Origin of the sequence: Cypionkella sinensis (genome assembly GCF_042646385.1) — a bacterium.
GTDB classification, from domain to species: Bacteria; Pseudomonadota; Alphaproteobacteria; order Rhodobacterales; family Rhodobacteraceae; genus Cypionkella; species Cypionkella sinensis.
In genome coordinates, this window is sequence record NZ_JBHRTO010000001.1 from 1,422,631 (window position 1) to 1,440,423 (window position 17,793).

At 60.7% G+C, this 17,793-nt stretch carries 20 protein-coding genes; 9 read left to right on the forward strand and 11 right to left on the reverse strand.

Annotated elements, in window-relative coordinates; translation table 11 throughout:
* Positions 1-8 precede the first annotated feature (8 nt).
* The 5 genes from ACFOGH_RS07075 to ACFOGH_RS07095 are packed head-to-tail and all read right to left on the reverse strand — an operon-like array spanning position 9 to position 4,832.
* On the reverse strand, positions 9-1,472 hold the full coding sequence (locus ACFOGH_RS07075; RefSeq protein WP_380072366.1) for an aldehyde dehydrogenase: 1,464 nt from the start codon (positions 1,470-1,472) through the stop codon (positions 9-11).
* 9 nt (positions 1,473-1,481) lie between these two features.
* Positions 1,482-2,519 carry an LLM class flavin-dependent oxidoreductase gene (locus tag ACFOGH_RS07080; protein ID WP_380072367.1) on the reverse strand — a complete coding sequence of 346 codons (1,038 nt, stop codon included), beginning with the start codon at positions 2,517-2,519 and terminating at the stop codon, positions 1,482-1,484.
* 9 nt (positions 2,520-2,528) lie between these two features.
* On the reverse strand, positions 2,529-3,443 hold the full coding sequence (locus ACFOGH_RS07085) for a flavin reductase family protein (protein WP_380072368.1): 915 nt from the start codon (positions 3,441-3,443) through the stop codon (positions 2,529-2,531).
* Complete coding sequence (locus ACFOGH_RS07090; RefSeq protein WP_380072369.1) at positions 3,440-4,258, reverse strand: alpha/beta fold hydrolase; 819 nt, start codon at positions 4,256-4,258, stop codon at positions 3,440-3,442. Before ACFOGH_RS07090 ends, ACFOGH_RS07085 begins: the two co-directional genes overlap by 4 nt.
* Positions 4,230-4,832 (reverse strand): amino acid synthesis family protein, encoded by a 603-nt coding sequence (locus ACFOGH_RS07095; protein WP_380072370.1) that lies wholly within the window; start codon positions 4,830-4,832, stop codon positions 4,230-4,232. The genes ACFOGH_RS07090 and ACFOGH_RS07095 overlap by 29 nt, the downstream gene beginning before the upstream one ends.
* 106 nt (positions 4,833-4,938) lie before the next feature.
* Here ACFOGH_RS07095 and ACFOGH_RS07100 point away from each other — a divergent pair, with 106 nt between their 5' ends.
* A complete protein-coding gene (locus ACFOGH_RS07100) occupies positions 4,939-5,616 on the forward strand; it encodes a GntR family transcriptional regulator (protein ID WP_380072371.1) in 678 nt (225 codons plus the stop codon).
* Entirely contained in the window at positions 5,616-5,900 is a 285-nt protein-coding gene (locus ACFOGH_RS07105; protein WP_380072372.1) for a DUF1330 domain-containing protein, read from the forward strand. The genes ACFOGH_RS07100 and ACFOGH_RS07105 overlap by 1 nt, the downstream gene beginning before the upstream one ends.
* A gap of 6 nt (positions 5,901-5,906) precedes the next feature.
* Here ACFOGH_RS07105 and speB read toward each other — a convergent pair whose 3' ends face one another.
* On the reverse strand, positions 5,907-6,866 hold the full coding sequence (gene speB, locus ACFOGH_RS07110; protein WP_380072373.1) for an agmatinase: 960 nt from the start codon (positions 6,864-6,866) through the stop codon (positions 5,907-5,909).
* Between the two features lie 224 nt (positions 6,867-7,090).
* On the opposite strand from speB, the gene ACFOGH_RS07115 reads away from it, so the two are divergent.
* Positions 7,091-8,434, forward strand: coding sequence for an NAD(P)-binding domain-containing protein (locus ACFOGH_RS07115; protein ID WP_380072374.1), 1,344 nt, complete (start codon positions 7,091-7,093; stop codon positions 8,432-8,434).
* A 142-nt stretch (positions 8,435-8,576) separates the two neighbouring features.
* Here ACFOGH_RS07115 and ACFOGH_RS07120 read toward each other — a convergent pair whose 3' ends face one another.
* From ACFOGH_RS07120 to ACFOGH_RS07140, 5 genes are all read right to left on the reverse strand, one after another.
* On the reverse strand, positions 8,577-9,344 hold the full coding sequence (locus ACFOGH_RS07120; protein WP_380072375.1) for a type 1 glutamine amidotransferase: 768 nt from the start codon (positions 9,342-9,344) through the stop codon (positions 8,577-8,579).
* A gap of 294 nt (positions 9,345-9,638) precedes the next feature.
* On the reverse strand, positions 9,639-10,946 hold the full coding sequence (gene glnT / locus ACFOGH_RS07125; RefSeq protein ID WP_380072376.1) for a type III glutamate--ammonia ligase: 1,308 nt from the start codon (positions 10,944-10,946) through the stop codon (positions 9,639-9,641).
* Between the two features lie 87 nt (positions 10,947-11,033).
* Positions 11,034-12,359 carry an FMN-binding glutamate synthase family protein gene (locus ACFOGH_RS07130; RefSeq protein WP_380072377.1) on the reverse strand — a complete coding sequence of 442 codons (1,326 nt, stop codon included), beginning with the start codon at positions 12,357-12,359 and terminating at the stop codon, positions 11,034-11,036.
* Positions 12,360-12,366: 7 nt separating this feature from the next.
* Positions 12,367-13,059, reverse strand: a complete 693-nt coding sequence (locus ACFOGH_RS07135; protein WP_380072378.1) for a GltB/FmdC/FwdC-like GXGXG domain-containing protein — start codon at positions 13,057-13,059, stop codon at positions 12,367-12,369.
* Between the two features lie 2 nt (positions 13,060-13,061).
* The gene (locus ACFOGH_RS07140; RefSeq protein WP_380072379.1) at positions 13,062-13,958 is read right to left on the reverse strand and encodes a class II glutamine amidotransferase; all 897 of its coding nucleotides are present in this window, start codon (positions 13,956-13,958) and stop codon (positions 13,062-13,064) included.
* 571 nt (positions 13,959-14,529) lie between these two features.
* Between ACFOGH_RS07140 and ACFOGH_RS07145 the strand changes: the two genes are divergently transcribed.
* The 6 genes from ACFOGH_RS07145 to ACFOGH_RS07170 are packed head-to-tail and all read left to right on the forward strand — an operon-like array spanning position 14,530 to position 17,792.
* Positions 14,530-14,820 carry a hypothetical protein gene (locus ACFOGH_RS07145; RefSeq protein ID WP_380072380.1) on the forward strand — a complete coding sequence of 97 codons (291 nt, stop codon included), beginning with the start codon at positions 14,530-14,532 and terminating at the stop codon, positions 14,818-14,820.
* Positions 14,821-15,201 (forward strand): hypothetical protein, encoded by a 381-nt coding sequence (locus ACFOGH_RS07150; RefSeq protein ID WP_380072381.1) that lies wholly within the window; start codon positions 14,821-14,823, stop codon positions 15,199-15,201.
* 9 nt (positions 15,202-15,210) lie between these two features.
* On the forward strand, positions 15,211-15,384 hold the full coding sequence (locus ACFOGH_RS07155; RefSeq protein ID WP_380072382.1) for a hypothetical protein: 174 nt from the start codon (positions 15,211-15,213) through the stop codon (positions 15,382-15,384).
* Between the two features lie 2 nt (positions 15,385-15,386).
* Complete coding sequence (locus ACFOGH_RS07160; protein ID WP_380072383.1) at positions 15,387-16,811, forward strand: APC family permease; 1,425 nt, start codon at positions 15,387-15,389, stop codon at positions 16,809-16,811.
* A gap of 52 nt (positions 16,812-16,863) precedes the next feature.
* Positions 16,864-17,523 (forward strand): hypothetical protein, encoded by a 660-nt coding sequence (locus ACFOGH_RS07165; RefSeq protein ID WP_380072384.1) that lies wholly within the window; start codon positions 16,864-16,866, stop codon positions 17,521-17,523.
* Entirely contained in the window at positions 17,520-17,792 is a 273-nt protein-coding gene (locus ACFOGH_RS07170) for a hypothetical protein (RefSeq protein WP_380072385.1), read from the forward strand. The genes ACFOGH_RS07165 and ACFOGH_RS07170 overlap by 4 nt, the downstream gene beginning before the upstream one ends.
* The last annotated feature ends 1 nt before the right edge of the window (position 17,793 follow it).

A 17,793-nucleotide genomic window follows, 5' to 3' on the forward strand; every position in this document is an offset into this window, starting at 1 on the left:
TCCGTCGGTCAGCGCATCACAAACGGATCAGGTATTGGATCATCTGAGGTGCGCAGCCACACCGTCTTTACCGTAGTGTAATCCAGTGCCGCCGCAAGGCCACCCTCTCGCCCATGTCCCGACAACCCGTGCCCGCCAAACGGCGCAATCGGCGAGACCGCGCGATAGGTGTTGACCCAAACCACCCCCGCCCGAATGCCCCGGATCATCCGATGCGCGCGGGTCAGGCTGCGGGTGAACACGCCAGAAGCCAGCCCATAAACCGTGTCATTCGCCAGCGCCAAGGCCTGTTCCTCGGTCTCAAAGCTGATCACCGACAGCACGGGGCCAAAAAACTCCTGCCGCAGCCCCGCCGCATCCGGCAGGCCCGAACAATCTAGGATCGTCGGCGGATAGTAGAAACCGGGCCCATCCGGCACCACGCCCCCCGTCACCAGTTTCGCCCCCTGCCCCAGCGATTGCGCCACCAGATCGGCGATCCGGGCGCGCTGGCGATAGGTGCAAAGTGGGCCGACTTCTGTGGTCATCTGATCGGGTGCGGCAATCCTGATCGCCTCGGCCTTCGCCTTCAGCTTGGCCAGAAACGCATCCTTGATGCTGGCCTGAATGATCAGCCGCGAACCTGCGACGCAGCTTTGCCCCGTCGCCGCAAAAATCCCTGAAATCTGCGCATTCACCGCCGAGTCGAGATCGGCATCCTCAAACACGATAAACGGCGATTTGCCGCCCAATTCCAGCGACGTTGAAGCCAGATTTTCAGCCGAACCACGCACCACATGCCGCGCGGTCTCTGGCCCGCCAGTAAACGCGATATGCGCAACTTTTGGATGCGTGGTCAGCGCCACGCCCGCCGCAGGCCCGCCGGTCAGGATATTGACCACGCCCGCCGGAAAACCGGCCTCATGCACCAGCCGGGCAAATTCCAGCATCGGCGCGGGGCCATCCTCAGAGGCTTTCAGCACCACCGTGCAGCCCGCAGCCAGCGCAGGGCCAAGCTTCACCGCCGAGAGGAACAACTGGCTGTTCCACGGCACGATTGCCGCCACCACGCCGATGGGTTCACGGCGCAGCCAAACCTCCATATCCGGCTTGTCGATCGGCAGATGCGCGCCCTCGATCTTGTCCGCCAACCCGGCATAATAGCGATAGTATTCTGCGACATAGGCAATCTGCGCAGAAGTCTCGCGTATGATCTTGCCGGCGTCGCGCGTCTCCAAAGCCGCCAGACGCGGTGCCGCCGCCTGCACCAGATCGGCCAGCCGATGCAGCAACTTGCCGCGTGCCGAAGCCGTCAGCCCCGCCCATTCCCGGCCACGAAACGCAGCCCAAGCGGCATCCACCGCGCGGCCCATATCCTGCGCCGAAGCCTCTGGCATCACCGCCCAAGGCGCACCCGTTGCCGGATCAAGGCTTTCAAAGCTGGCCGCGCCATCTTCAAAAACCCCGCCGATATACTGCTGGAACCGCTGCATAAGGCCTCCTCAGGCGAAAGCTGGCATAACGTCTTGCACAAACCGCGTCAGCGACGCCTTTTTGCGCGCGAAACTCATGCCGCTGTCAATCCACAGGCTGAATTCGTCATAGCCCATCGCCTCATAGCTTTTGATCCGCGCGATCACCTCGGGGGCCTCGCCGACAATGTTGTTCTTGCGCATAGCCGCAGCCGAATAGAACGGATGCGTGGCGACTTCCTCGGGCGTCAGGGTCTGGATCAAACCTTGCGAAATCGGACGCTTGTTCAGGAACCACGCGCCGAAATAGTTGTAGAACAGGTTCAACTCCTCGGCACCCTGCTGCGCATCGGCCTCGCTATCGGCGACATAGGTGTGACGCAGTACCATGATCTTCGGGCGCTGCACTTCCGGGTGATTGGCACAGGCGGCGTTGAAACGCTCCATCAGGCTGACGACCTCCTCATCGCCCAGATGCAGCGGCGTCACCTGCACGTTGCAGCCATTGGCCACCGCGAAATCATGGCTGTTCGGATCACGCGCAGCCACCCAGATCGGCGGGAACGGCTGCTGCACGGGTTTCGGAGCGGATGTGGTTTTCGGAAACTGCCAATGCTCGCCATTGTGTTCATAGTCGCCAGCCCACAGGCCTTTGATCGCCGGGATCAACTCGCGCATCTTTTGGCCTGCATTCCAGGCATCCAGACCGGGGCTCATCCGGTCATATTCAAACGTATAGGCCCCGCGCGCGATACCCAGATCAAGCCGGCCATCCATGATGATATCGGCCATAGCAGCCTCTCCGGCCAGACGGATCGGATGCCAGAACGGAGCCACGACATTGCCCGTGCCCAACCGCACATTCTTGGTGCGCCGCGCCAGATCGACCAGATTGAGGAACGGGTTTGGTGCGATGGTAAAATCCATGCCGTGATGCTCGCCCGTCCAGATCGCGTGCATCCCGTTCTGATCGGCAATCTCACACAGCTCCAGCATTTCTTCATACAAACGCTGTTGCGGCTCATCGGCGCTGACCCGCTCCATATGCACGAACAATGAGAATTTCATGGCGGCTCCTTAGAGTTTGCGCGCCGGAGCAACCCGACCCGTATTCTGATTTCCGAAATAGATGCCGTAATCACCAACACGGGCCTCTTCCGCCAAGCGTTCCAGCATGATCCGCATGGCAGGGTCGGTCACGTCATCAAAACCATCGGGATTCAACTCGACAAAGCCGCCCTTGCAGGGTGAGCCGCCCGTGCTGGGGCACAGAAACGCGATATGCTGCTGGCCTGCGCCGACATCTTCGTAGACCGAATAGATCGTCCCCGGCGTGGCCTGCACGCCTGCGGCATCAATCAACCCCTGCAAGGTGGCGGTTGCGCCATTGGACCCCACCCGCGCCGTTGGCAGGCTCAACCCGCCGCGCCCATCATCCTGCAACAGCACATGGCCGTTCTGCTCGATTAGCGCCGAGACCACCACCGCAGGCCCGCTGGCCAGTTGCGCCCCCGCCTGCGCCGGGGTGAAATACGAGCCGCGATAATATCCCAGACCTGACAGGCCAGATGCCTCAAACGCCTCGACCTGACCGATCAGGATGGCATGATCGCCCGCATCCACCACCTGATGCATCCGGCAATCAAACCAGGCCGACACCCCACCCAGGATCGGCGCACCATGCGGGCCAAGCTGCCAAGGCACCGTGGCGAAACGATCCTCGACCGGCTTGGCGAAGGTGTTGGACACATCCTTTTGCCCTTCAGCCAAGATATTGATCGCAAATCCCTTTGTCGCAATGAACCGCGCGTAGTTGCCCGAGGTTTTCGCAATGGATACCAGCAAAAGCGGCGGGTCCAGCGAGACCGAGGAAAACGAATTGGCGGTAAAGCCAATCGGCGCGCCCGCCTCATCCAGCGTGGTCACAACGGTGACACCCGTCATGAACGTGCCAAAGGCATCGCGCAGCAGGCGGCGGTTTTCCAGTGTCATGCGCGCGCTCCTCTTTTTGCGGTGAACAGCGGCACCGCAAGCCATGCCGCAAGGGCAGCGTTGACCTGCGCGGGCGCTGTCAGATTGACCATATGGCGATGGCCCTCGATGATCACAGCCTGCCCCATGGGGGCCGCCTGCGCCATCGCCTTTGCCATTTCGGGGGTAGAGTTCGCATCGCCCGAAGCTGTCAGCACCAAGGCGGGGCTTTGGATCTGCGGCCAGGCATCGGCATAGGCCAGATCGCCATTGGCAAAGGCGCGATAGGCCGCCGCATAGCCCTGCAGGTTGACGGTTTTCAGCCAGCCCGCCACCTGCGCCCGCACCGCCTGATCGGAGGGGCTACCCGAAAACCAGCGCGTCAGCGGCACGTCGATGTCATTGGCACCCTCGGCCAGAGCCCGCGCACGCGCCTGCACCGCTGCCCGCGCCTCCGGCGTGCGACGGTAAACGCCGTTCAGAACCGCCAGCCGCAGCACCAGATCGGGATGATCCACCGCCAGCCCCGCCGCGATCAGCGCGCCCATCGAGTGACCCGCCACATTGACAAAGCTACAGCCCAACTGCCGCAACGTCTTGGCCGCCCAAGCGACATAATCGCTTAACTCCGGCTGCCCCGGCAACAGATCAGACAACCCGTGCCCCGGCATATCCAGCGCGATCACCCGGTTGGTCTTGGCGAAATGCGCGATCTGCGGCCCCCAGGCCTCGGCACACATGCCGACGCCGTGCAGCAGCACCAAAGGCTCGCCCTGACCGAATTCCAGATAGCTGATCTGCTGCCCGTCAGACAGCCGCAGGGTTTGCAGCGTCATGTCCCAAATCCTTAAGATCTTGATAGCGATCACCAATCCGGTGATGCGGACGCCCGCCGATCGACGCACCCAGAGCGACAACGATCTCATCCGCAGCCGGCGCATCCGGGATCGCGAAATGCATGGTGAGGTAGTGCGAGCGGCGCCCTTCGTCGTTCTTGTCCATCAGCGGGATCAAGATCGGCGTGTTCGCCCCGCCCCGGATGTTGGTGAAGGCCAGATAGGATTTTGCCCCCACCGCCGTGCGATAGTGATTGCCAAAGCGCAGCGTGTGGATAAGCGCCGAGGCATGTTCAACCTCACCATCCAAACCCACGACCGCCGCCTTGCCATAAGCCTCGACCGCCGCACCCGAGCCTGCAGCATCCAGGATCATCGCTGTCAGCAGCGCGCCCAGTTCCGGCGCGACATCATGGATAGCGGGCTTGAGGTCTTCAACAAACCCCATCCCCGCCCACGGGTTTTTCACCACAGCCACCGCTGCGATCATCTTCAACGGCACAGCGGCAGCCTTGCCGCCTTCGATCAGGGTGGTTTCAACCTGCAACAGGGTCTTGCGGATAACGGCTGGCATTGGGGCCTCAGAATCGCTGGGTTTCTTTAATGGTATGCTGGTATACCATACGACCGCATGTCAAGAACCAGTTGCGATGCGGGCAAGATTTCGCTAGCCTCAGGCCATGGACCAGCTTGAAGATCTGAAAATCACCCAGCCGCCGCAAACCCTGCGCGAGATCGTGCTGGACAGGATGCGCAATGCCATCCTTGCGGGCCGCTTCGCCTCGGGCGAACGTCTGGTTGAACGCACCCTCTGCGATCAGTTGGGCGTCAGCCGCTCGGTGATCCGCGAGGCGATCCGCTACCTTGAGGCCGAGGGGCTGGTCGAGATCATGCCGAACAAGGGCCCGATGGTTGCCTTGATGGATTGGGCGCAGGCCGAGCAAATCTATGAAATCAGACAACTTTTAGAACAGAACGCCGCAGCCGCCTGCGCCATCAAGGCCGATGCCGCCGTGAAACAGAAGCTTATGGCAGCGACCAAAGCCATCGAAGCCGCCTCAGCCGCCGATGACAGCCCCGCGCTGATTGCCGCCACCACCGGGTTCTACGAATTGATCTTCACCACCGCAGGCCATCACATCGCTTGGGAAGTCGTTCGGCGCCTGAATGGCCGGATCAGCCGCCTGCGCCTGATGACCCTCGCCACCACCGAGCGCCGGGTTCCCGGCCCGGTGCGGATGGCGCAGATTTGCACCGCGATCTGCGCCAATGATCCAGACGCCGCGGCGCAAGCCGTGTTCGATCATCTGGAAGACGCCGCAAAAATCGCCCGCCGCCTGCTGAAAGAGGCCATCTGATGCCCGCCTACTGGATCGCCCATGTGACCGTCACCGACCCCAGCCGCTATACCGGCTATCAAAGCCTTGCCCCGCAGGCATTTGCGAAATTTCATGCGAAGTTTCTCGCCCGTGGCAGGTCGTCCGACGCGCTCGAAGGCCCCATCTATCAGCGCCATGTGCTGATCGAGTTTCCCGATCTGGAATCAGCCCGCGCCTGCTATGCCTCGCCCGAATATCAGGCGGCCAAGGCAGAGCGCGCGGGTGCCGCCGAGGTGATGATCACCATCACCGAAGGGCTTTAGCCCCGCTCACCCCACATGCTTGCCCTGCGGCACGCCGGGCAGCACACAGAGCATCTCATACAGCAAATTCGCCCCGATCAGCGCGGTATTTCCCGACGGATCATAGGGCGGTGAGACCTCGACCAAATCGCCGCCGACGATATTCAAACCGGCACATCCGCGCACGATTTCAAGGCCTTGCCAGATCGTCAGCCCACCCGGCTCTACCGTGCCGGTGCCGGGGGCAAAGGCCGGATCAAGGCTGTCGATGTCATAGCTGATGTACACCGGCGCGTCGCCGATCTTGGCGCGGATTTCCGCCATCAACGGCTTTAACGATTTGTGCCAGCATTCCTCGGCCTGCACCACCGTCCAGCCGTTTTTGCGGCCCCAATCAAAATCGTCGGGGCTATAGCCGGTGCCGCGCAGACCGATCTGGAACACCTTGTCATTCTGCAGACACCCGTCCTCAAACGCACGGCGGAACGGGCAACCATGGGCGACTTTCTCGCCGAACATCGTGTCATTGATATCGGCATGGGCGTCGACATGGATCAGCGCCACCGGCCCGTGCTTGGCCTTGATCGCCCGCAAAATCGGCCAAGTCAGCGTGTGATCGCCGCCCAAGGTCAAGGGCAGCGCGCCATGCGCCAGCACGCCGTTGTAGTAGTCGGTGATGATGTCGACCGATTTTTTCAGATCAAACGTGTTGATCGGCACATCGCCGATATCGGCCACTTGCAAATGATCAAACGGTGCCGCCCCCGTCGCCATGTTGAAAGGCCGCAGCATCCGCGACTCATCACGGATCTGACGCGGGCCGTGCCGTGTGCCCGAGCGGTTTGAGGTGCCAATATCCATCGGGATGCCGATAAAGGCCACATCCAGACCCGCCGCCGTGTCTTGCGTCGGCAGCCGCATCATCGTCGCGGGCCCGCCAAACCGCGCCATCTCATTGCCGCCCAGCGGTTGGTTGAATTTGGACATTTGCCGCACTCTCCTGATGTTCACAGCAAGTCTAGCCGCAAGCTTGGCCGCGGGGAAAGTCCAATAACAGACGCGGTTGTGCCGAATTTTCAGGCAAGTAAAAGATTCGCCGCATTCACCTTTTTACCAACAGGAATATAATTTGACACAAGCGCAATGCTTTCGCTAGCCTGCTGGCAACAGGAATGCAGCCCGAACCGGGCGCGAACAACTCGGAGGAAAACATGGCAAAACGTGTGGCAGTCATCGGCGCGGGCCCGTCCGGTCTGGCGCAACTGCGCGCCTTTCAATCGGCCAAGATGAAGGGCGCCGAGATTCCCGAAGTGGTCTGCTTTGAAAAGCAATCCAACTGGGGGGGCCTGTGGAATTACACCTGGCGCACCGGGCTGGATGAGAATGGCGAGCCGGTTCACAGCTCGATGTATCGCTATCTGTGGTCGAACGGCCCGAAGGAAGGTCTTGAGTTTGCAGACTATTCCTTTGAGGAGCATTTCGGCAAGCAGATCGCGTCCTATCCCCCTCGCGCGGTGCTGTTCGACTATATTCAGGGCCGGGTGGTCAAGGCGGGTGTGCGTGACTGGATCCGGTTTTCGACGCCGGTGCGGTTCGTGAAATATAATGCCGACAAGGGCAATTTCACCGTTACCGCACATGATATGAAAACCGACCGGATGTATGAGGAAGAATTCGACAACGTGATCGTCGCGTCGGGCCATTTCTCGACCCCGAACGTGCCGGAATATCCGGGGTTCGACAAGTTCGGTGGCCGGGTTTTGCATGCGCATGATTTCCGCGACGCGATGGAGTTTCACGGCAAGGATATCCTGTTGCTGGGTTCCAGCTATTCGGCGGAAGATATCGGCTCGCAATGCTGGAAATATGGCGCGAAGTCGATCACTGTCGCCTATCGCAACGCCCCGCTTGGGTATGACTGGCCGGAAAACTTCGTTGAAGTTCCGGCGTTGGAGCGGGTGGATGAGACGACCGCTTACTTCAAGGACGGCACCAGCAAGCGGGTGGATGCGATCATTCTTTGCACCGGCTACAAGCATCACTTCCCGTTCCTGCCCGACGATCTGCGGCTGAAAACTGCGAACCGGCTGGCGGCGGCGGATCTGTACAAGGGGGTGGTGTGGGTCAACAATCCGAAGCTGTTCTATATCGGGATGCAGGATCAGTGGTTCACCTTCAACATGTTCGACGCCCAAGCTTGGTGGGTGCGCGATGTGATCATGGGGCGGATTGCGCTGCCGACGGATAAGGCGGTGATGCAGGCCGATGTAGTGGACCGCGTCGAGCGCGAGGATGCGGGGCAGGACGCGCATGATGCGATCCATTATCAGGGCGATTACGTCAAGGAACTGATCGCCGAGACTGACTATCCCAGCTTTGACGTGGATGGGGCTTGCGAGGCGTTCTTTGAGTGGAAGGAACACAAGGCTGCGGGGATCATGACCTTCCGCAACCATGCCTATAAATCGGTGATCACCGGGTCGATGGCCCCTGTCCACCACACGCCGTGGAAAGACGCGCTGGAGGACAGTCTGGAAGCTTACCTGCGCAACTGAGCTGAGAAAAAAGGCCTCGGAGTTTCCGGGGCCTTTTGCCTGGTCCCAACTCGGGACCTTTTTTATGGTAATAGATTCAATCGCTTAAAAATCCATTTTAAGCAAAAATTAACAAATCTGGCTTTCAGGCCATCCTCTGCGCCTAAATATCCCCGCCGGAGGCTTCGCGCTGGCCATTGGCACGACGCTTGAAATCTGAAGCCATCAACGCCGTCAAACCAGCCGTGATCTGCACAGCAAAACTGTGGAAATCGGGCAGATGCGGCGCCACATCGGCCTGCAAGCGCTGCGCGGCTTCAACGCCAATCGCGGCGTTCAAAGCCGTGCGATAGGCGGGGATCGCTTGCCAGTCGGCGACGGTCGAGGGCAGAATTTCAAGGTGATACTGCACGCCGTAAGCGTGTTTGCCGACGCGCATGGCCTGCACCGCGCAGGCGGGGTTGGCGGCCAGTATTTCGGCATCCGGCGGCAGTTTGGTGACTTCGACACTGTGCCATTGCAGGGTGGTCATCGTCGCGGGCAGGTGGGCGAACATCGCATCAGCACGCCCTGCCCCGGTTTGGCTGATCTGCGCAAGGCCAACCTCGGGCTTGGCCATCGGGCGGGCTTCGCCGCCCAAGGCGACGGCGAGCAGTTGGTGACCAAGGCAGATGCCGAAATAGGGGCGGTTCAGGGTTTGCACCCAATGCTTGATCGCGGCCTTTTCGGCGATCAGCCACGGGTGTTCGGCCTCTTGCCAGACATCCATCGGGCCGCCCATCACGGCGAGCAGGTCGTAGGGTTCGAGGGCTGGAATCGAACCGCCCTCGTCGAGGGCTATGACGTGAAGTCTATGGCCGTCGTTGGTCCAGAGTTCGGTGAATATCCCGGCAGTTTCACAAGCAAGGTGCTGGAAGATCAGGATTTTCATCACTTATCCTTTTCATGCAACGCTTGTCGCCGTGACCCGAACCGATTGGAAACGCTCTGGGGGAGCGTTTCTCGGTGAGTTGTTCATAAGGCGGAACGCCGTTGAACAAGGGGCCTTGTGCCGCAAACCTTCGCTATAGAAATCGGGGCGCGCCTGACTGGGCTGGCGCGGTAACGCGCCTGCCGAGGGCAGGCAGGCGCGGCCCGATTTGTTTTCGAACAAATCGGGCAAGTAAGGCCAATCGTTTCGCAGCGCTGTAGGATGCGTGATTTCACGCACCCTACAAGCCTGCGCTTAGATATCCAGCGTGTTCTCGTGTTCCCATTTCGAGAAATGGCTGACGTAGCTGTCCCATTCCTTGTTCTTCAGTTTCAGATAGGCGGCCGAGAATTCCTCGCCCATCATCGACTTCAGCGTGGTGTCCTTGTCGTAGAACCGCAGCGCGTCCAGCATGTTCAGCGGCAGCTTCGGCGCGCCTTCGACCGTGTGGCCTTGGGTATACATATCAATATCATAGCGCGGGCCGGGGTCGGCCTTGGTGCGCACGCCGTCAAGGCCAGCAGCAAGGATCACCGCCTGCATCAGATAGGGGTTGGCCGCGCCATCGGGCAGGCGCAACTCAAACCGGCCCGGCCCCGGCACGCGGACCATATGGGTGCGGTTGTTGCCCGTCCATGTCACCGTGTTCGGTGCCCAGGTCGCGCCCGACGAGGTGCGCGGTGCGTTGATGCGTTTATAGCTGTTCACGGTCGGGTTGCAGATCGCAGCCAAAGCGGAGGCGTGTTTCATGATGCCACCTAGGAAGGTGCGGCCGCGATCCGACAGGCCCAACTCTTTGGTATCATCCGAGAAAGCGTTCTTCTTGCCATCCAGATCCCAGACCGAGATATGCGCATGGCAGCCCGAACCCGTCAGGCCCTTGAACGGTTTCGGCATGAAGGTGCAGCGCAGGCCGTGCTTTTCGGCCACCGATTTCATCATGAACTTGAAGAAAGAGTGCTTGTCGGCGGTTTGCAGAACGTCGTCGTATTTCCAGTTCATCTCATACTGGCCAGTCGCGTCTTCGTGGTCGTTCTGGTAGGCTTCCCAGCCGAGTTCCAGCATGTAATCGCAGACTTCCGAGATCACATCATACTGGCGCATCATCGCTTGCTGGTCGTAGCAAGGCTTTTCGGCGTTGTCATAGGGGTCGGCCACCTTGTCGCCTTCGGGGGTCAGCAGGAAAAACTCTGGCTCGACCCCGGTTTTGACGCGCAGGCCTTCTTTTGCGGCTTCATCGACCAGTTTGCGCAGCACGTTGCGCGGGGCTTGGGCGACGGGTTTGCCTTCCATCACGCAGTTGCTGGCCAGCCATGCGACCTCTTTCTTCCACGGCAGTTGGATGACCGAGGACGGATCGGGCACGGCCATCATGTCGGGGTGGGCGGCGGTGAGGTCAAGCCAGGTGGCAAAGCCGGCAAAGCCTGCGCCATCGACGGCCATATCGTTGATCGCTTGGGCGGGCACCAGTTTGGCACGCTGCGCGCCGAACAGGTCGGTGTAGGACACCATGAAATATTTGACGCCTTTTTCCTTGGCGTAGGCGGCTAGATCTTTGACCATTTGGTCACTCCCAGTTGATTTTATCAGGTCAGGCGTTGATCGTCTGGCCCCGTAGGATGCGGGCCGCCGGATGAGCGGCCCGAAAGCTTAGAAACCGTTCTTGCCGGGGATCCAGTTGGTGCCAGCCAGCGGCACGCCCGCCATGGCCGCGCCTTCAATGGTCAGCGCGCAAAGATCTTCGGGTTCAAGGTTGTGCAGGTGGTTCTTGCCGCAAGCCCGCGCGATGGTTTGCGCCTCGAGCGTCATCACCTTGAGGTAGTTCTTCAGGCGACGGCCGCCGAGGATCGGATCGAAGCGGCTATACAGCTCGGGGTCTTGGGTGGTGATGCCGGCGGGGTCTTTGCCCTCGTGCCAATCGTCGTAAGCGCCTGCGGTGGTGCCGAGTTTGTTGTATTCGGCCTCAAGGCGGGGGTCGTTGTCGCCCAGTGCGATCAGGGCGGCGGTGCCGATGGCGACGGCGTCAGCGCCGAGCGCCATGGCTTTGGCCACGTCTGCGCCGGTGCGGATACCGCCCGAGACGATCAGTTGCACTTTGCGGTGCATGCCAAGGTCTTGCAGCGCTTTCACCGCCAGCGGGATACAGGCGAGGATCGGCATGCCGACGTTTTCGATGAACACGTCCTGCGTGGCAGCGGTTCCGCCCTGCATCCCGTCCAGCACCACCACGTCAGCGCCAGCTTTCACGGCGAGGGCGGTGTCGTAATAGGGGCGCGCGCCGCCGATCTTGACGTAGATCGGCTTTTCCCAATCGGTGATCTCGCGGATCTCCATGATCTTGATTTCCAGATCATCCGGGCCGGTCCAGTCGGGGTGACGGCAGGCGGATCGTTGGTCGATGCCTTTGGGAAGGTTGCGCATTTTGGCAACGCGGTCAGAGATCTTTTGCCCCAAGAGCATACCACCACCGCCAGGTTTTGCCCCTTGGCCAACCACGACTTCGATGGCGTCAGCGCGGCGCAGGTCGTCGGGGTTCATGCCGTAGCGGGAGGGGAGGTATTGGTAAACGAGGGATTTCGAATGGCCGCGTTCTTCTTCGGTCATCCCACCGTCACCGGTGGTCGTCGAGGTGCCTGCGGCGCTTGCGCCACGGCCAAGGGCTTCTTTGGCGGGGCCGGACAAAGCGCCGAACGACATGCCTGCAATGGTCACGGGGATGTCGAGGTGGATCGGCTTTTTCGCATAACGGGTGCCAAGCCAGACGTCGGTGGCGCATTTCTCGCGGTAGCCTTCCAGCGGATAGCGCGAGATCGAGGCACCAAGGAACAAGAGGTCATCAAAATGCGGCAGGCGGCGTTTGCTGCCACCACCGCGGATGTCATAAATCCCGGTCGCGGCGGCGCGGCGGATTTCGGCGTTCACGTCGTTGGAATAGGTCCAGCTTTGCTTTGGCGGGGTATGGGGAAAATCGCTCATATATGCCTCAGTAGGACGACGCGTTGTCGATGTTGAAGGTGTAGAGTTTGCGGGCCGAGCCGTAGCGTTTGAAATCAGTGGGCTTGGCCAGATGCTCGGCCTCGCCGCGCTTCAAGAGATCGGCGATGATTTCCAGATGCTCGGGGCGCATCTCTTTTTCGATGCAGTCGGTGCCCAAAGATTTGACCGAGCCGCGCACGAACAGATGCGCCTCATACAGCGAGTCACCCAAAGCATCGCCCGCGTCGCCCAGCACCAGAATGTTGCCGGATTGCGCCATGAAGCAGGACATATGGCCGATGTTGCCATGCACCACGATGTCGATGCCCTTCATCGAGATGCCGCAGCGCGAACTTGCATTGCCCTTGATCACCAGCAATCCGCCGCGCCCGGTGGCACCGGCGTATTGGCTGGCGTCGCCGTCGATGATCACAGTGCCGCTCATCATGTTCTCGGCCACGCCGGGGCCAGCCGAGCCTTTGACGCGGATCGTCGCCTGTTTGTTCATGCCCGCGCAGTAATAGCCGGTCGAACCGCGCACCGTGATGTCGATGGGGGCATCAACGCCGACGGCAATCGCATGGCTACCCTTGGGATTGATAACTTCCCACGCGGTTTCGTTGGTATTGGCGTCTTTGAGGTTGTGAAGCGCTTGGTTCAGCGCGCGCAGGCCCTGCGCTTCAAGATCGAAAGTCTGCATGTTCAGCGTTCCCAGAAGTAAACGGTGGCGGGCTCGGGTTCCCAGACGCGGGCGGTCTCGATGCCCGGCAGGTTGACGAGGGCGCGGTATTCTGACCCGAAGGCAACGTATTGGTCGGTTTCGGCCATCACGGCAGGTTTGCAGGCGATCGGATCGCGCACCACGCCAAAGCCGTCTTTGGTGCCAACGACGAAGGTGAAGAAGCCGTCAAGATCGGTGAGGGTGGCTTCCAGCGCATTGCCGAGGCTTTCGCCCTGTTGCAATTTGTGGCTGACGAAAGCCGCGCCGACTTCGGTGTCGTTTTCGGTTTCAAACGTCATACCCGCCTGTTTCAGCACGCGGCGCACACCGTTGTGGTTCGACAGCGAGCCGTTATGCACAAGGCACTGGTCCGCCCCGGTCGAGAACGGATGCGCGCCCATGGTGGTGACGGCGGATTCGGTGGCCATACGGGTGTGACCGATGCCGTGGGTGCCATGCATCTTGGCCACTTCAAAGCGGGCAGCCACATCTTTGGGCAGGCCGACTTCTTTATATATTTCAATGCCTTCGCCCGACGACATCACCTTGATGCCGGGGCGCAGTTTGGCAATCGCCGACCGGGCGGCGTCGAGTTGACCCGCAGGCACTTCAAGCACAGCATGGGTGGATTTCACCAGCATCAACACCGGCGCGCCAAGCGCGTCTTTCAGATCGGCGTCGAGGTTCTTGAAATCTGTATCCGGGGTGGCGGATTGCACGGTGAGTTTGCCGTGGCCCACCTTGCTGTTGGAATAGATCGCGATCCCGGCGCTGTCGGGGCCGCGATCCGTCATGGTGATCAACATATCAGTCAGCATCGCCCCCAGTTGAGGCTCCAGCTTGGGGTCTTTCAGGAAAAGCCCGACGATTCCGCACATGGCGACGACTCCTTGTCGTGTGGATATGGTGCAAGGCTATCACGGCAAAAAACTTCGTCAACTGTGAAGAAACTTTTTTTCACCGTGGGTAATGATTTTCATTTTGCTGGTTTTGTGGGCGGAGGCGTGAAGCCTCAAGCGAAGAGCTGTGGTCCTAGGCTTGAGTTTGGCCAATGCGCTTGCAGTGGCCAAAGTCGGAACGTGGCAACTTGCCCCCCGGGGGCCAAAAGCCCCCGGGCAGCGCCCGCCCCGCCCTCGGCGGGCGCTTCTCGCCCGCCGGGTCAGGCGCTGCCCTCTGCCAGTGGTGCTTAAGTGGTTTACCCGATCCGTTTCCACATGGCCGGGGCAAACTCTCCACTGGAGAGTTTGCTTTTCCCGTCCAGTCCACTGAAAGCCAAAGTTATCATTTCGCCCATTCTTTCATCAAATGCTTTGACAGAATGTCGCGGGCAGTGTTTCCTGTCAGAAAATAAAATTCACACCAAAGAATACAGGCGGACAAAAACCGCCGCGACTGCCGCGCTATGGCCCTAAGCGCGCGCAGGTGGAGGGGGCCACTTGGGAGGAAATTTTGTCTGATCTGAACACACGGATCAAGGCGATGCACCAAAGCGACACGCGGGTTGCGTGGGCTTTTGTCATCGGCCTTTGGTTGGCTATCGGGTTTGTGATGTGGGGCACCTGGGGGCTTGCACCTTCGGGTGGCGCACGGGTGATGCTGCTGATCGGCGGGACATTGGTGTTGATCTACAACACCGCCGCGATCATGGCGATGCTGCGGCATTACCGCGAGGACCGCGACTTCATGTATGGGCTGGACATCAAGTTTCTGGATGCCGCCCGCGCGGCAAAGGGGAAATAGATGGCACGCTATATCCCCCCTGTTCAAAGCAAGCTGGGCCAGATCATTGACGTGATCGTGCTGGTGGTGCTGTCGGTCGGCGCGTTGTTCGTGCCGCTGTGGCTGAAGATGGCAGGCTCGGCCAAGCTGCCGGTGCCGGTGGAAAACCCGACATGGGAAAGCCTTGGCCAAAACGAGATCATGGTAGCGCAGTGGAACAAGCTGGGCTTCCCAGATGCAGCCTCGGCGCATGACATCATCACCGCGCGCTATGACTACAGCTTCAGCTGGATGTCGCTGGCGGTGATGGTGATCGTGATCGTGGGCTATTTCGTGATGATGATCCGGCTGTCCGACAAGGAATACCGCGAAGTCATCGCCGAGAAGTTTGGCGAGAAATAGGGGCGCATGATGGATACCTGGAACTACATCGAATACGCCGCCTGGGGCCTGTCGGCGCTGTTCGGCCTGCTGATTGTCATCGACTGGATCAAGGTGGACACCACCTATTCCGAGGAAATGCTGACCTCGTCGCGTGAGGGCGAGTTGGAAGCGATGACCGAAAAACACCGGCTGGAGGGCTGAGGATGGCACATTCTGAAGACGTGGACCACACAGCGCACGGCCAGTCGATGGGCCTCTTGCGGGTGTTGGGGCCTGCGCATGTCTGGGCGCTCGGCGTCGGCATCGTGTTGGTGGGCGAGTATATGGGGTGGAACTTTGCGGTGGGCAAAGGCGGGGCTTATGCCGCGCTGATCGCCTGCTGGTTTGCGGGGATCTTGTATTCCTGCGTGGCGATGATCGACTCGGAGGTGACATCGACCGTCGCCGCCGCCGGGGGCCAATATACTCAGGCCAAGCATATCATCGGGCCGCTGATGGCGTTCAACGTCGGGCTTTATCTGGTGTTCGCCTATACGATGCTTGAGGCTGGCAATGCGATCACGCTGGGGTTCTTGGTGGATACCGTGGCGGGCATGACAGGGCATGAGGGCGGGCTGGATCAGCGGCCGTTCATTGTGCTCGCGATCATGTTTCTGGCATGGCTGAACTATCGCGGCGTTTTGGCGACGCTGACGTTCAATCTGGTGATCACCGCTTTTGCCTTTACGGCGATCATCGTGATCTTTCTGGCCACTTCGCCCCTGCTGGGTGCCGGAGAGATGCTGCACAAGGATCTGATGAGCGGTCAGGCATCCCTGCCCTATGGCTGGTTGGGCATCCTTGCGGCGATGCACTTTGGTCTGTGGTATTATCTGGGGATCGAAGGCACCACGCAGGCGGCAGAGGAAGTCCGCTCGCCGGCGCGGTCGCTGCCGTTTGGCACGCTTGCCGGGATCATGACGCTGCTGATTGCAGCGACGTTGACCTGGTATGTCTGTTCCGGCCTGCTGCCTTGGGAATATCTGGGGGACGGCGTGAACGGCGCGGTGGCCCCCTTGTTCTCGGCTGCGCAGATTTCGGGATCAAGCGCGCTGGTCTGGCTTTTGGGGATTGGCACGTTGTTCGCCACTTTGGCGAGCGCCAATGGTTGTATCAACGACGCCAGCCGCGCATGGTTCTCGATGGGGCGTGACCATTATCTGCCCGCGTGGTTTGGCGCGGTGCATCCGGTCTACCGCACGCCCTACCGCGCGATCATCTTTCTGGTGCCGATCGCGCTGATCTTCGCTTTGGGCGCGCCGTTGGATCAGGTGATCACCTTCTCGATCCTGTCGGGGCTGCTCGGTTACACCTTCATGCCGATCAACATGATCATGTTCCGCAAGAAATGGCCGCTCGACACGATCAAGCGCGGCTATGAGCATCCCTTGCATCCGCTGCCTGCGATTTCGCTGATCCTGCTGTGTTCTGTGACGTATTTCGCGGTGTTCCTGGGCTATGGCACGCAGCTAATCGCGATGATCGGGTTCTATATCGTGGTGTCGCTGTGGTTCCACTTCTGGCGCTATCGCTTTGTGAAACGCGCCGATCAGTTCACGATGCCTTGGCCGCGCCCGCGCGGATACTGACAACAGCTTCCGGCCCGCAGCCTCTGCGGGCCGGATTTTTTCAGGATAAAGCATGACCTTTCTGATCTGGGCTTTGGTGATTGCGATGGGCCTTGGCATTGCCCTGCGGCTACGCGGGCAAAGTGCCACGCGTCTGGCCTTGCGCGGCCAGTATTTCGCCGATGTCGCAGGCCTGTTCGACGCCCCCCTGATCGCCACCGCCCCCACCGGATTTCCGCGCCTGTCGGGCCGCCATCAGGGCGCGCTGTTTGATCTGCAAGTGGTGCCCGACACGCTGACCTATCGCAAACTGCCCGCTTTGTGGCTGCTGGTGACATTGGCCGAGCCGACGGCGGCGCGCGCCACGCTGGACGTGATGCTGCGCCCGCGCGGGGTCGAGCCCTTCAGCAACTTCCGCGATTTGCCGCATCAGATCACCCTGCCCGCCGGTTTCCCCGAAGATTGCGCCATCCGCAGCGATGCGCCCGAAGCCGCCCCGCCCGCCGATCTGGTGCTGGATCATCTGCGGCGGTTAAGCCCCGACCTGCTGAAAGAACTGGTGATCGCGCCGAAAGGCCTGCGGCTGGTCTGGCTGGCCGAAGAGGCCGACCGCACCCGCTATCTGGCCTTCCGCGATGCCGAGATGGGCCGCAGCCCGCTGCCCCCTGCCCTGTTGCAACCGCTGCTGAATGCGCTTTTGCGCTTGCGCGATGATCTGAAGGACTTGCCATGAGCCAACCGCCAAACCCGCATCTGGTCTTGCTGGCCGCAACGATCCTGCCGGGATCTGGCCAAGTGCTGAACCGCCAGCCGATCCGCGGGCTGACCTTTGTGTTCTTCATCATCCTCTTGGGCGCGTTCACCCTGAAAACCGCCGCCCCAGAGGTCACGCTGGTCGGCAAGCTTGCGGGGGGATTGTTCGTCTGGGCGCTGGCGATGATGGATGCCTACAAGACCGCGCGCATCCGATTCGAGGTCTGGCGGCACGGCGCGCGTGGCTGAT